Origin of the sequence: Microbacterium sp. MYb54 (genome assembly GCF_002979515.1) — a bacterium.
Taxonomy (GTDB): domain Bacteria; phylum Actinomycetota; class Actinomycetes; order Actinomycetales; family Microbacteriaceae; genus Microbacterium.
Genome location: NZ_PCPA01000009.1, coordinates 91,973 through 105,522, shown reverse-complemented (window position 1 = coordinate 105,522; position 13,550 = coordinate 91,973). Strand labels below are relative to the sequence as shown.

Here is a 13,550-nt window from a genome sequence, read left to right as displayed (position 1 = left end):
AGACCGCGGTCAACCGCGGACGGAAGGACCCACACACATCATGATCCGAGTGCTCGCCGCCGGCGACCGATTCATCCGCGCTTCGCTGCTGCGGACCGAGCTCGATCGGGTCTTGCCCGGCGTGCTCGAGGTGCCAGAGATCGAGTTCGCCTGGCCGGACGCGCCGTTCGGGAAGGTTGCCGAGGTCGACGAGGCCGCGGGGTCGGAGGGCGAGCTCATCGAAGCGCTCCATGGCGCTACGGCGATCGTCACGCAGCTCGCGCCGATGACCGCCGGGGTGATGGATGCACTGCCGGAGCTGCGGTTCATCGCCGTGTCGCGTGGCGGGCCGACCAACGTGAACATCGAGGCGGCAAGGGAGCGGGGCATCCAGGTCGCCAACGTCCCGGGGCGCAACGGCGTGGCGACCGCCGAGATGACGATCGGGCTCGCTCTGGCGCTGATGCGTCGGATCCCTTCGGCGCACGAGAGCATGATGTCTCGCACCTGGCGTGGCGACCTCTATCGCTCTGATGCGGTCGGGCGTGAGATCTCCGGATCAGTGATCGGGCTGCTCGGCGCCGGCGCAGTCGGCTCGCATGTCGCACACTCTTTCGCGGCGATGGGAGCGCAGGTGCTCGTATTCGACCCGTACCTGCCGGACAGCGCGCTGGGTCAGGGCGTGGAGCGGGTCGACACCGTCGACGAGGTCTTCACCCGGAGCGATCTCGTGTCGGTGCATGCCCGGCTGACTCCGGAGACCGCGCACATGGTCAATGCGGATACGCTCGGCCGTATGAAGCCGGGAGCGCTGCTCGTGAACGCCGCCCGCGGTGGGCTGGTCGACTACGACGCCGTCGCGGCATCGCTGCAGGGCGGTCACCTCGGTGGAGCGGCCTTCGACGTGTATCCGGAGGAACCCGTCGACTTCGACCACGCTCTGTTCCGGCTCGCGCACGAGGGGAAGGACGTGGTCGTCACCCCGCATATCGCCGGCGCCAGCCAGGAGACAGCGGTGCGTGCAGCGCGTGGCGTGGCCGAAGAGGTGGGACGCTTCCTCCGCGGAGAGCCGGCGAAGAACCCGCTGGTCGAGGGCCCTCGAACGGCAATCCTGTGAAGGATGGCCCGCGGTGACCGAGGCTCTGCTCGGCATCGACGCCGGCACCAGCTCGGTCAAAGTCGTCGCGACCGACCTCGCCGGTCGTCGGATCGCGGACCGCTCGGTGCCGTATCCGACGCGCACCGACGGAGCTGGAGCGGAACAAGACGCCCTCGACTGGTGGCGCGCTCTCGGCGCGGCGCTCCGCCCCGTGCTCCCGGGAATCCGGGTGCGGGCCGTCGCCGTCACCTCCCAGGCTCCGACCTTCGTCCCGGTCGACGAGGGCGGCAACCCCACGGGGGCCGCGCTGACCTGGCTCGACCGTCGCGCGGTCAGCGAGGCCCGCGTGATCGGTGATCTCGTTCCCCGGTCCAGGAATGGTGCGGATCCGTTCTTCGGCACGGCAAAGCTCGCCTGGCTCGCCGCTCATCGTCCGGAAGAGCTGGAGGCGGCCGCGGCGGTGCTGTCCACCAACGGCTTCCTCGTGCGGATGCTGACGGGCATCGCCGTGCTCGACGACACCACGGCGTCGCTCATGCAGGGATTCGACGACGACCTCGGCGATTTCCCCGCTCGGCTGCGCACTGCGATCCCCGCGCTCGCCAAGCTCCCGCCGATCGTCCGGGCGAAGACCGTCGTGGGGGAGGTGAGCGCTGAGGCGGCTGCTCACACCGGGCTCCCCGAGGGCATCCCCGTCATCGCCGGCGGCATCGACGCGATCGGCTCTGCTCTCGAGGCCGGGGCGTTGGTGGCAGGTGACCCGTTCGTCGACATGACCGGCTTCTCCAGCGTGACGATGCTCGCCGTACCCCGCGGGACTGCCGTGCCCGGCTTCATCCATTCACGGCATTGCACGCCCGACACCGATCTCCTGATCACGGCGCAGGTCACCGCCGGCGCGACGATCGACTGGGTGAACAGTCTCGATTCCGGTACCGATCTGCGTTCGGCTGCAGCGATCCTCGCCCGTCAGCGCCCCGGTCGACTCGTGATGGTGCCGAGTCTGGCGGGGGAACGGACGCCCTCATGGAACCCCTCGGCACGCGGCATCATCGAGGGGATCGATCTGGCCACCGACGGCACCGATCTGATGCTCGCCGCGATGGAGGGGAACGCGCTCGCGCTGGCCCGTGACGTCGACGTTCTTCGCGAAGTCGGATTCGGCGTGGACCATGTGATCAGCACCGGCGGGGGTGCCTCGTCGGATGCCTGGCTGCAGATCAAGGCGGATGTCCTCGGCATTCCGGTGCTCCGGCCCGCGAGCGGTCACGGTGCGGCTCAGGGGGCCGCGATGCTCGCAGGTCTCGCCTGCGGACTCATCTCCTCGATCGACGACCTGCGTCACGCTTCCGGTGAGATCGAAGCGGAGTTCGCTCCGGACCTGCGCCGTCATGACGCCTATCGGGCATCCCGTGACCGATTCGAGTCGCTCGACAAGATCAACGAGGCACGTCGCCTCTAGTTTCCATCGACACCGGCCGCTCATATGAGCGGCCAGTGTCGCACGGTGAGCGCCACGGCTAGGCTCTGCTCATGCTCGGAAACACCACTGAACCTCTTCTCGGCCGCGTCGCCGTCGTCACGGGCGGCGCGCGTGGCCTTGGCTATGCCATGGCCGAGGCCCTGGCCGCTGCCGGGGCCGATGTCGCTCTCCTCGACCGCCTCGACACCGTCGCCGATGCTGCCGACACCCTGCAGTCCGCAACAGGGCGTCGTTGCACCGGTGTCAGCGTCGACGTCGCCTCTGAAGCATCCGTCGCCGCTGCCTTCGGCACTGTCGCCGAGCGCCTGGGCGTCGCAGACGTGCTCGTCAACAGCGCGGGCATCACGCTGGGCGCGCCCCTTCTCGATACCACGCCGACGGACTGGCGGCGGGTGCTCGACGTCAACGTCACCGGCACGTTCGTCACGAGCCGGGAGTTCGCGAGGCGACACATCGACGCTGCGCGGGGAAACCTCGCCAGCGTCGTCAACGTGTCGTCGATGTCGGCCTTCGCGGTCAATATCCCGCAGACGCAGGCCGCATACAACACGTCGAAGGCCGCGGTTTCGATGCTCACCAAGAGCGCGGCGATCGAGTGGTGGCCACACGGCATCCGGGTCAACGCGATCGCCCCGGGATACTTCGCCAGTGACATGACGAGGGACTTCGTGGCGGAGAACCCCGAGATGGCGGACGAGTGGGTGCGGCGCATCCCCGCAGGGCGGATGGGCGAGCCCGAAGAGCTCGGTGACCTTCTGGTGTATCTCGCGAGCGAGCGGTCGAGCTACGTCGTCGGACAGAGCATCCTCATCGACGGCGGTTACACCAGCGTGTGAGGGGCCGCCGGACCATAGGCTGAGAGGCATGCCCGAACTGCCCCTCGGCTCGGCGACCTTCCGAGCTGCCGCCGTCGACCTCGGCGGGTCCAGCGGTCGTGTGGTGAGCGCGACGGTCGATGGGGAGAGACTGCGGATCGACGGGGTGCACCGGTTCCGCAACCGTGCGTTCACGGATGAACTCGGACTGCGGTGGGACGCCCAGCGGCTGTATCGCGATGCGGTCGCCGGACTGCGATCACTGCGCGCCGACGGCCCCGCCTTCGCCAGTGTCGGAGTGGACGCCTGGTCGGGCGACTACGGGCTGCTCGCGTACGACGGCCTCCTCGACGCGCCGTTCCATCAGCGCGACTCGCGCACCGACCGCAGCTTCCCCCTCGTCGACGCGATCCTGCCCGCTGCCGAGGCCTTCCGGGAGACCGGCGTCACCGCACTCCCGATCATGACGATCTACCAGCTGATGGCGGATCAGGAGGCAGGGCGGCTCGAGACCGTGCGCCGGATGCTGCTGATGCCCGACCTGCTGGCCCACTGGCTCGGCGCAGAAGAGGTCGCCGAGGCGACGAACGTCTCCAGCACGGGGCTCGCACTGCCCTACGGTCGCGGGTGGGATGCGCACCGGATCGATGCGCTGAAACTTCCGTCGCGGATCTTCCCCGAGACGGTGGAGCCCGGCACGGTGACGGGTCGTGTGCGCGAGGGGATTCTCGCTCCGGACGACGCCACCGACGTCACCACCGTCGCCTCCCACGACACCGCCAGCGCTGTGATCGCCGTGCCCGCTCGGGACGAGAACTTCGCCTTCGTCTCGTGCGGGACGTGGATCCTCACCGGTGTCGAGGTCGATCGCATCATCACGAGCGATCGCGCGCGTGAAGCCGGGTTCACGAATGAGCTCGGTCTCGACGGCACCGTGCGCTTCCTCCGGATCGCCGCAGGGCTCTGGATCGTGAACGAGTGCATCAGGGAATGGGGACTCGACGGCTGGGGAGCGCGCAGCACCGCGGCTCGTCAGGAGCTGTTGGCGCGTGCCGAAGCGGCCCCGACTCCGGGCGTGCTGGTCGACACCGGTGACCCGCGCCTGCTGCGTCCGGGGCAGATGACCGCACGCATCGCCGAGCTCGTCGCCGAATCCGGTGGGCGGATGCCCGAAGACCGTGCGGCGATCGTCCGACTCGTCCTCGAGAGTCTCGGCGCCTTCGTCGCGCGGCAGGTCGAAGAGGCGGCGGCGCTCTCCGGGGTCGACGTGCAGGTGATCCATCTCGTCGGCGGCGGCTCCGAGTCTCCGATCCTCGCCCAGGCCGTCGCCGACTACTCGGGTCGCTCGGTGATGGCCGGGCCGTCGGAGGCCACGTCGATGGGTAACATCCTGGTACAGGCCCGCGCCCACGGTGCGGCAGGCGGCGCTCTCGGCGACCTGCGCCGCATAGTTCGCGCTTCCACCCCGCTGCGACGCTACGAAGCCGCCGTCCGCTGACCGGCCCGGTCGCGCCGACGGCTCAGACCGACATCTCGAGAAGTCGCCGGGCGAGGGCTGCGTCGGTGACCAGGGAGTCGACGATCCCCGAGCGCAGGGCAGCGGCGACTGCGCCCGTCTTCGATGGACCGCCCGCTACCGCGATGACTTCGGGGATGTGCCGCAGCTGTTCGGTGGACACCGCGAGCGACCGCTCGGCCACCGACCCGACGACCGCACCGTTCTCGTCGATGAGCGTCGCACAGATCTCGGCCTTCACGCCGGCTGCCAGCAGCTCGTCGAGCGCGCCCGCGCGACCGGCGTTGTCGTAGAGCTGGGAGTCGGGCGGGCTCCAGGAGCCGATCGCGACGACGGCCTTGGTCACGGAATCGAAGCGGCGGAAGGTCTCCATGATGCCGGGTTCGCGCCGCAGCGCCGAGGCGGTCGCGGCGGTCTCCACGAGCAGCGGCGCGAAGATCGCGCGGGAGCGGCCGCCCGAGATGCGGCTCACCTGGCGAATCACCTCGACACCGTTTTCCGGAGTGGGGGCGGCGACGCCGGCGAGCTGCACCACCTCGCACGTCGCGAGGGTGCGCAGGTGCCCGGCCATCGCGGTCAGGGTGCGACCAGCCGTGAGACCGAGCACATCGCCCTCGGTGACGATCTCGCTGAGGAGGTCGGCAGCCGCGCGCCCCAGTCGGTCCTGGATGAGGTCGGGGGTCGTCCCCGGGGTGATCACCGCGAGAGCGCGGGTCAGGCCGAAGCGGGCCCGCAGCTGCATCGACAGGTCGAGGTCGAGGGAGTCCGGGGCCTCGATCGTGATCTTCACCAGTCCCTGCTCGAGGGCGTCCTCCAGCATCCGGGCGATCTTGAAGCGGGAGACGCCGAGTTCATCGGCGATCTCGATCTTCGTCAACCCGTCCAGATAGTGCCGTCGTGCGACGTGCGAGATCCGCACCAGCTCATCGGGTCCCATATCGCCTCTTCGTCTCGTATCTGTCGGGTCGGTTCAGCATATCCCGGTTTCGCCAGTCGCGCTCATCTGAGCGGCCAGTTGTCTCATCCGTCGCGCATGGCTAATGTCGGTCGAGCAATCACGACTGCACGACTGCACCGCCGCACCACGAGGAGCCCGATGAAGCGCACTGAACTGCCGACGACCATGCGTGCGAGCGTATTGGTGCGAGCCGGCGAGCTCACGGTCGAGACCCGCCCCGTGCCGGCCCCGTCCGCCGATCAGGTGATCGTCCGGGTGAACGCGGTCGGCATCTGCGGCTCGGACGTGCACTACTTCCACGAAGGGCGCATCGGCGACTTCGTCGTGGCGGAGCCCCTCGTGCTCGGCCACGAGGCCGGCGGCGTGATCGTCGCTGTCGGAGCCGACGTCGACGACTCCCGCCTGGGCGAGCGCGTCTCGATCGAGCCGCAGCACCCCTGCCGCGTGTGCGAGTTCTGCCGAAGCGGCCGGTACAACCTCTGCCCGCGCATCGAGTTCTACGCCACCCCGCCGATCGACGGCGCGTTCGCGGAGTACGTCGCGATCCAGGACGACTTCGCCTATGCGGTACCCGACTCCGTCAGCGACGACGCCGCAGCGCTCATGGAGCCGCTTTCCGTCGCCATCGCCGCGGTGCAGAAAGCCGGCGTGCGCCCGGGCAGCCGGGTGCTCATCACCGGCGCCGGTCCCATCGGCATCGTCACCGCACAGACCGCGCGGGCATTCGGCGCCACCGAGATCGTGATCAGCGACCCGATGGCCGAGCGCCGCGAGGTCGCCCTCCGGTTCGGTGCGACCGAAGCCGTCGACCCGGCTGCGGGTCCGCTCGGGTCGGGCTATGACGCCTTCGTGGATGCCTCGGGCTCGCCCGTCGCCGTGAAGCAGGGCATCTCGGCTCTGAAGTCCGGCGGCGTCGCCGTCCTGGTCGGCATGGGCGCCGACGAGATCGCGCTCCCGGTCTCCACGATCCAGAACCGCGAGCTGATCGTCACCGGCATCTTCCGCTACGCGAACACGTGGCCGACCGCGATCGACCTCGTCGCCTCCGGAGCCGTCGACCTGGATGCACTGGTCACCGGCGCCTTCGGGCTGGCCGAGGTGCGCGAGGCGCTCGACTCCGCCTCGCGTCCGTCGACCCTGAAGAGCATCGTGCACCCCGACCGCGAGTACGCGAGGGAATCATGACCGGCCTCGAGCAGACGGGGAACATCGCGCTCCACGAGCAGCCGGACATGCTGGCCTGCGTCGACATCCGCAAGGCGTTCGGCGGGGTGCCCGTGCTCAAAGGCGTGGGACTGCACCTCGTGCCGGGAACGGTGACGGCGCTCGCCGGAGAGAACGGTGCCGGAAAGTCGACCCTCATGAAGATCGCCTCCGGTCAGATGAAGGCGGATGGTGGAAGCGTGCTCGTCCGAGGAGAGGAGCTGGCCGCGGGATCCGCGCGCGATGCCCACCAGCGTGGGATCGCCATCGTGCCGCAGGAACTCGCGTCGATCCTCGACACCACGGTGTACGAGAACATCTTCGTCGGTCGGGAACTCCGTAACCGGTTCGGCTTCGTCGACCGGCGCCGCATGGCGAGGGAGGCCAGGGAGATGCTCGCCGAGTTCGGCGTCGACATCGACTCCAAGGCGCGCATGGGATCGCTGCCGGTGGGACTGCGCCAGATCGTCGAGATCGTCAAGGCCACCAGCACCGGTGCCCGGGTGCTGCTGCTGGACGAGCCCACCAGTGCGATCGCCGAACGGGAAGTCGCCCGTCTGATCGAGAACATGCGGATGCTCCGCGACCGAGGGGTGGCGATCCTCTTCACCACGCACAAGATGGAGGAGATTCGCGCGATCGCCGACCGGGTCGTGGTGCTCCGCGACGGCGGCCTGGTCGCCGATCAGCCGCTCTCGGAGCTCAGCGACGACGACATCGTCACCGCGATGATCGGGCGTGAGCTCGAGGACCTGTTCCCCGACCTCCCGCCGGCTTCCGACGACATCGCCCTCTCAGTGCGCGGGCTCGAGTACACCCCGGCTCCGCAGCCGTTCGACCTGCAGGTGCGTCGCGGTGAGATCGTCGGACTCGCCGGTCTCGTCGGCGCCGGACGCACCGAGCTCATCGAGGCGCTGTTCGGCGTTCGGCCCTCGACGGCGGGCGAGATCACGGTCGGCGGCAGCCGCGTGCGCCGCGGCCGCCCCGCCGACGCGATCACCGCGGGCATGGCCCTGGTTCCCGAAGACCGCAAGGGTGCGGGCGCCGTGCTCAGCATGGACATCCTCGCCAACGCCACGCTGCCGCGCATGAGTCAGTTCTCCGTCGCTGGCTGGCTCAAGGGACGCAGCCGCGTCGACGCCGTCTCCCAGGTCATGAGCTCCGTGCGCCTGCGCAGCCGCGGCCTCGGACAGCTGATGGAGACGCTGTCGGGTGGCAACCAGCAGAAGGTCGTGCTCGCGCGCTGGCTCACCGGCGAGGTCAAGGTGCTGCTTCTCGATGAGCCGACCCGCGGCGTCGACATCGGTGCCCGCAGCGAGATCTACCGGATCATCACCGACCTCGCAGCCTCCGGCATGGCCGTGGTGATGGCCTCGAGCGACATGCCGGAGATCCTCGCCCTGTCGCACCGTGCCCTCGTGCTCAAGGGCGGCGGCGTGGTGGCAGAGCTCGATCGCACCACCCTCCAGCAACCCGACGTGCAGGACCGCATCTTCCGACTCGCGAGCGGACTCGACACCTCCGACGCGCCTTCGAGCGCCACGCCTTCCGGTACCGCCCCTTCCGCAAAGGACGACCAATGACCGACACCCGAACCGCCTCGCAGACCTTCGTCCCCGAGTCGGGCGTGAAGCGCTTCAGCCCGACCTGGTTCGGCGACCTCGCGATCCGCTACGCGATGGTGATCGTGATGGTGCTCATCATCGCGTTCTTCCTCTACCGCAGCGCGCGCTTCGGCACGGTCGACAACCTGCAGACCATCCTCGTCGCCGCAGCCCCGTTCGCCCTGATCGCGCTCGGGCAGACGCTCGTGATCCTCACCGGGGGCATCGACCTGTCCGTCGGCAGCGTGATCGCCGCGGCCGCCGTGTTCGGCAGCCTCACGGCCAAGGCCTTCCCCGATCAGATCTGGCTCGCGATCGTCGCCGGTGTCGTCGTCGGCTTCATCGCCGGTGCGATCAACGGCTTCGTGGTGTCGGTGATCAAGGTGCCGCCCTTCATCGCGACGCTCGGGATGCTGACGCTCGCGTCCGGCATCGCCTATGTCGCGGGCAACGGCGCCCCGATCACGGGACTGCCGGCCGACTTCTCCCGTATCGCCAACGCCCAGTTCGGCGGCCTCACGCTGCCGGTCATCCTGATGATCGTCGGAATCCTGGGTCTTGCCATCGTGATGCGCCGCACCACCTGGGGCATGCGCGTCTACGCGATCGGCGGCAACCCCGTCGCCGCGGGCATCGCCGGCATCAACGTCGGTCGCACCATCTTCAGCGTGTACGCCATCTCCGGCATGCTGGCCGGGATCTCCGGTGTCATGCTCGCCAGCCGCGTCACGCTCGGGGCGCCCAACCTCGGAGTCGGCTACGAGCTCGACGCGATCGCGGCCGTCGTCATCGGTGGAGCGAGCCTGCTCGGTGGACGCGGCTCCATCTGGGGCACGGCCCTGGGTCTACTCCTCATCCAGACCCTCAACAACGGTCTCGACATCCTGACCGTTCCCGCCTACTGGCAGAAGGTCATCAAGGGCGTGCTCATCGTGGCGGCGGTCGCCGTCGACGTGTGGGCGACCCGACGACGAAGCCGCTAGCCATCGAAGAAGACCCTGCTTCATCGCACCACCCAACGAGAGGAATCCCATGTTCACCAAGAAGAGCCGCATCGCCGCGGCTTTCGCCGTCACCTCCGTCGCAGCGCTGATGCTCGCCGGGTGCGGCGCCGGCGACCCGAACGCGAACGCCGGCGGCGACGACAGCGGTCAGGAGCGCATCACCATCGGCGTCAGCGTCTACGACATGTCATCGTTCGTCACCGAGGGCAAAGAAGGCATCGAGCGTTACGCAGACGAGAACAACATCGAGATCCTGTGGAACTCCGCGGGCCTCGACGTCAACACCCAGGCGAGCCAGATCGACCAGTACGTCACAGCAGGCGTCGACGCCATCGTGGTGATCCCTGTGCAGGCCGATTCGCTGCAGCCGCAGATCGCCGCGGCGAAGGCTGCCGACATCCCCTTCTTCGACGTCAATGCCTCGCTGAACAGCGAAGACCTCACCGGATCGGTGCAGCCGGACGACGTCGCCGCCGGCGAGCAGGAGGCGCAGATGATGATGGATGCCATCGGCGGCAAGGGCAACGTCATCATCCTGCAGGGGCCGCTCGGCGGTTCGGGCGAGATCAACCGCGGCAAGGGCATCGACAACGTCCTCGCCGAGAACCCCGACGTGAAGGTCCTCGCCAAGGACACCGCGAACTGGAAGCGCGATGAGGCCGTCAACAAGGTCAGCAACTGGATCTCGGCCTTCGGCGACGACATCGACGGCGTGATCGCCCAGAACGACGACATGGGCCTCGGCGCCCTGCAGGCACTCAAGGAAGCGGGCATGACCGACGTGCCGATCGTCGGCATCGACGGCATCGCCGATGGCCTCGAAGCCGTCAAGAACGGCGACTTCATCGGCACCTCGCTGCAGAACGGCACGGTCGAGCTCTCGGCCGGCGTCGCGTATGCGGCGGCCATCGTGCGCGGGGAGGACGTCAAGGAGAACCCGATCTACCTGATGCCCGCGATCACGAAGGACAACGTCGACGAGGCGATCGGCCACGTCGTCACCGAGCGCGACGCGTTCCTGAAGGGCCTCAGCGACATGACCAACAAGAACCTCAAGAGCGGCAACATCGCCTACGAGGGCCTCACCGGCCAGACTGAGTGACGGCCGAACCCGAGCCGCGAGGATGCTTCGGCGTCTTCGCGGCTCGGGTCGTTCACGGATGAGGGAGAAGCGGATGCCGTCGACATACGTCGCCGGCGTGGATTCGTCCACGCAGAGCTGCAAGGTGACCGTGCACGACCTCGCGACCGGGAAGGTCGTACGTTCGGGGCGGGCGTCGCATCCGTCCGGCACCGAGGTCGACCCGGAGGCCTGGTGGTCGGCCCTGCAGCAGGCGATCGTCGACGCCGGCGGGCTGGACGACGTCGCCGCGATCTCGATCGCTGCCCAGCAGCATGGACTCGTGGCGCTCGACGCCCGGGGGCAGGTCGTCCGCGACGCGCTCCTGTGGAACGACGTGCGCAGCGCGGACTCCGCGGCGGCGCTCGTCGCGGAGATCGGCGCCGAGGAGTACGCGCGTCGGGTCGGGGTCGTGCCGGTCGCCTCGTTCACCGGTGCCAAGCTGCGGTGGCTGCGCGACCGGGAGCCGGCGAACGCAGCCAGGGTCGCAGCCGTCGCTCTGCCGCACGACTGGCTCTCCTGGCGACTGCGCGGCTTCGGGCCCGCGGGTGTGAGCGAGCTCGGCGCCGACCTCACAGCCCTCGCCACCGACCGGTCCGACGCCAGCGGCACCGCATACTGGAGCGCGTCGACGGGGGTGTACGACCGGGGTCTGCTCGAGCGGGCGTTCGGTCGCGTCCCGATCCTCCCTCGCGTGCTCGGGCCTGCCGAGCGGATGGGGGCCACGCCCGGTGGCGCCGTGGTCGGTGCCGGATTGGGCGACAACGCCGGCGGTGCTCTCGGACTCGGAGCCCGACCCGGTGACGCGGTGATCTCGATCGGCACGAGCGGCACGGTCTTCGCCGTTTCCGAACGCCCCATCGCCGACCCCAGCGGGGTGGTCGCGGGCTTCGCCGGCGGGAGCGGGAACCACCTGCCCCTCGTGGCCACGCTCAACGCGGCGAGGGTGCTCGATGCGGTCGCCGGGCTGCTCGGTGTCGATCATGGCGAGCTCGCCAGGTTGGCGTTGGAAGCAGTGCCCGGCGCGGACGGGCTGGTCTTGCAGCCGTACTTCGAGGGGGAGCGCACCCCGAACCGCCCGGATGCCACAGCGACCCTGTTCGGCATGTCGCTCGCCTCGACGCGGCGCGAGACGCTGGCCCGTGCCGCAGTGGAGGGCCTGCTGTGCGGTCTCGCCGACGGTCTCGACGCGATCCGGCGGTGCGGAGTGCCGGCCGCACGCATCCTGCTCATCGGCGGGGCCGCGCGCAATCCGGCGGTCTCGCAGATCGCCGCGCAGGTGTTCGACGTGCCGATCGTGGTGCCGGGCATCGACGAGGCCGTCGCCCGGGGTGCCGCGGTGCAGGCGGCGTGGGCGCTCACGGGCGAGCGTCCGTCGTGGGACGACGGCGACGCGCGGTCCTTCGCGGCCGACCACCACCCGATCATCCGGCAGCAGTACGCCGCCCGCACCTGAGCACGGGCGGCGTACCGATCTCAGACGGCGTCGAGATCAGGCGCCCCAGCCTGCCTGGACACCGCCCACACGCTCGGCGGCGATCTTCTCCTGGTACCCGGAGGCCGCGTACGCTGCCATCGGGTCACCGGCGAGGCCGCGCGACTCTCGCCACTCGGCGAGCGCCGGACGCACATCCGTGTAGAAGGCATCCATGAAGACGGCGTTCGCGGCGAGCACGTCGCCCGACTTCTGGGCGGCCGTGAGGGCGTCGCGGTCGACGAGCAGCGCGCGAGCGGTCATCTCCTGCACGTTGAGCACGGAGCGGATCTGGCCGGGGATCTTGTCTTCGACGTTGTGGCACTGGTCGAGCATGAACGCCACATCGGGGTTGTTCAGGCCGCCGCCGCGGATGACCTCGAACAGGATGCGGAACAGCTGGAACGGGTCGGCCGCGCCCACGATCAGATCGTCGTCGGCGTAGAAGCGCGAGTTGAAGTCGAACGAGCCGAGCTTGCCGAGGCGCAGCAGCTGCATCACGATGAACTCGATGTTCGTGCCGGGAGCATGGTGGCCGGTGTCCAGGCACACCATCGCCTTGTCGCCCAGCGAGCTCACCTGGGCGTAGGAGGTGCCCCAGTCGGGAACATCGGTGTGATAGAACGCGGGCTCGAAGAACTTGTACTCGAGTACGAGCCGCTGGTCGTCGCCGAGCCGTGCGTAGATCTTCTGCAGCGAATCCTGCAGGCGGTCCTGTCGGCCGCGCAGATCGGCCTGGCCAGGGTAGTTGGAGCCCTCGGCCAGCCAGATCTTGAGGTCGCGGCTGCCCGTGGCATCCATCACGTCGATGCAGGCCAGGTGGTGGTCGATGGCCTTCCGACGGATGGCGGCATCTTCATGCGTGAGGGCGCCGAACTTGTAGTCGTCGTCCTGGAAGGTGTTCGAGTTGACGGTGCCGAGCGTGACCCCGAGATCTTCCGCGTGCGATCGGAGGTCGGAGTAGGAGTCGACGACGTCCCAGGGAATGTGCAGCGCGACGCTCGGGGCGAGGGCGGTGTACTTGTGCACCTGCGCGGCATCGGCGATCTTCTCCCACGGGTCGCGCGGCGTGCCGGGCGTGCCGAAGACCTTGAAGCGGGTGCCGGAGTTGCCGAACGCCCAGCTGGGCAGCTCGATGCCCTGGCCCTCGAGGGCGGCGAGGTTGTCGGAGGACAGGATGCTCACGATGAACTGCTTTCGTTGTCGGTAGCGGATAGGGGGATTTCACCGACACGCACAGGGGCTCCTCTGCCCGATGGCGGTCGGTGAAATCTGAATCGTTTCAACGGTCATGC

The 13,550-nt window shown here is 69.0% G+C and carries 11 protein-coding genes; 9 read left to right on the top strand and 2 right to left on the bottom strand.

What is annotated here, in order from left to right:
* Window positions 1-40: 40 nt before the first annotated feature.
* The 4 genes from CQ040_RS11680 (at window position 41) to CQ040_RS11665 (ending at window position 4,874) form a co-directional block, all read left to right on the top strand.
* On the top strand, window positions 41-1,096 hold the full coding sequence (locus CQ040_RS11680; RefSeq protein ID WP_105526400.1) for a 2-hydroxyacid dehydrogenase: 1,056 nt from the start codon (window positions 41-43) through the stop codon (window positions 1,094-1,096).
* Between the two features lie 13 nt (window positions 1,097-1,109).
* A complete protein-coding gene (locus CQ040_RS11675) occupies window positions 1,110-2,540 on the top strand; it encodes an FGGY-family carbohydrate kinase (RefSeq protein ID WP_181156880.1) in 1,431 nt (476 codons plus the stop codon).
* A gap of 71 nt (window positions 2,541-2,611) precedes the next feature.
* Entirely contained in the window at window positions 2,612-3,397 is a 786-nt protein-coding gene (locus CQ040_RS11670) for an SDR family NAD(P)-dependent oxidoreductase (protein WP_105526402.1), read from the top strand.
* 28 nt (window positions 3,398-3,425) lie between these two features.
* The gene (locus tag CQ040_RS11665; protein WP_105526403.1) at window positions 3,426-4,874 is read left to right on the top strand and encodes a rhamnulokinase family protein; all 1,449 of its coding nucleotides are present in this window, start codon (window positions 3,426-3,428) and stop codon (window positions 4,872-4,874) included.
* A 22-nt stretch (window positions 4,875-4,896) separates the two neighbouring features.
* Here CQ040_RS11665 and CQ040_RS11660 read toward each other — a convergent pair whose 3' ends face one another.
* Entirely contained in the window at window positions 4,897-5,829 is a 933-nt protein-coding gene (locus tag CQ040_RS11660) for a sugar-binding transcriptional regulator (RefSeq protein WP_105526404.1), read from the bottom strand.
* 159 nt (window positions 5,830-5,988) lie between these two features.
* Between CQ040_RS11660 and CQ040_RS11655 the strand changes: the two genes are divergently transcribed.
* From CQ040_RS11655 to CQ040_RS11635, 5 genes are all read left to right on the top strand, one after another.
* The gene (locus CQ040_RS11655) at window positions 5,989-7,035 is read left to right on the top strand and encodes an NAD(P)-dependent alcohol dehydrogenase (RefSeq protein ID WP_105526405.1); all 1,047 of its coding nucleotides are present in this window, start codon (window positions 5,989-5,991) and stop codon (window positions 7,033-7,035) included.
* A complete protein-coding gene (locus CQ040_RS11650; RefSeq protein WP_105526406.1) occupies window positions 7,032-8,636 on the top strand; it encodes a sugar ABC transporter ATP-binding protein in 1,605 nt (534 codons plus the stop codon). Before CQ040_RS11655 ends, CQ040_RS11650 begins: the two co-directional genes overlap by 4 nt.
* Complete coding sequence (locus tag CQ040_RS11645) at window positions 8,633-9,640, top strand: ABC transporter permease (protein WP_028500967.1); 1,008 nt, start codon at window positions 8,633-8,635, stop codon at window positions 9,638-9,640. Before CQ040_RS11650 ends, CQ040_RS11645 begins: the two co-directional genes overlap by 4 nt.
* A gap of 109 nt (window positions 9,641-9,749) precedes the next feature.
* Window positions 9,750-10,763 carry a substrate-binding domain-containing protein gene (locus CQ040_RS11640; protein ID WP_181156894.1) on the top strand — a complete coding sequence of 338 codons (1,014 nt, stop codon included), beginning with the start codon at window positions 9,750-9,752 and terminating at the stop codon, window positions 10,761-10,763.
* A gap of 73 nt (window positions 10,764-10,836) precedes the next feature.
* Entirely contained in the window at window positions 10,837-12,237 is a 1,401-nt protein-coding gene (locus CQ040_RS11635; RefSeq protein ID WP_105526408.1) for a xylulokinase, read from the top strand.
* Between the two features lie 36 nt (window positions 12,238-12,273).
* Here CQ040_RS11635 and rhaI read toward each other — a convergent pair whose 3' ends face one another.
* Window positions 12,274-13,440: an L-rhamnose isomerase gene (gene rhaI / locus CQ040_RS11630; protein ID WP_105526409.1), complete on the bottom strand. Its 1,167-nt coding sequence runs from the start codon at window positions 13,438-13,440 to the stop codon at window positions 12,274-12,276.
* Window positions 13,441-13,550 lie beyond the last annotated feature (110 nt).

Coding starts and splice junctions, on each gene's coding strand:
- CQ040_RS11665 (WP_105526403.1), top strand. CDS start 3,426: ATGCCCGAACTGCCCCTCGGCTCGGCGACCTTCCGAGCTGCCGCCGTC.
- CQ040_RS11670 (WP_105526402.1), top strand. CDS start 2,612: ATGCTCGGAAACACCACTGAACCTCTTCTCGGCCGCGTCGCCGTCGTC.
- CQ040_RS11680 (WP_105526400.1), top strand. CDS start 41: ATGATCCGAGTGCTCGCCGCCGGCGACCGATTCATCCGCGCTTCGCTG.
- CQ040_RS11640 (WP_181156894.1), top strand. CDS start 9,750: ATGCTCGCCGGGTGCGGCGCCGGCGACCCGAACGCGAACGCCGGCGGC.
- CQ040_RS11655 (WP_105526405.1), top strand. CDS start 5,989: ATGAAGCGCACTGAACTGCCGACGACCATGCGTGCGAGCGTATTGGTG.
- CQ040_RS11645 (WP_028500967.1), top strand. CDS start 8,633: ATGACCGACACCCGAACCGCCTCGCAGACCTTCGTCCCCGAGTCGGGC.
- CQ040_RS11660 (WP_105526404.1), bottom strand. CDS start 5,829: ATGGGACCCGATGAGCTGGTGCGGATCTCGCACGTCGCACGACGGCAC.
- CQ040_RS11650 (WP_105526406.1), top strand. CDS start 7,032: ATGACCGGCCTCGAGCAGACGGGGAACATCGCGCTCCACGAGCAGCCG.
- CQ040_RS11635 (WP_105526408.1), top strand. CDS start 10,837: ATGCCGTCGACATACGTCGCCGGCGTGGATTCGTCCACGCAGAGCTGC.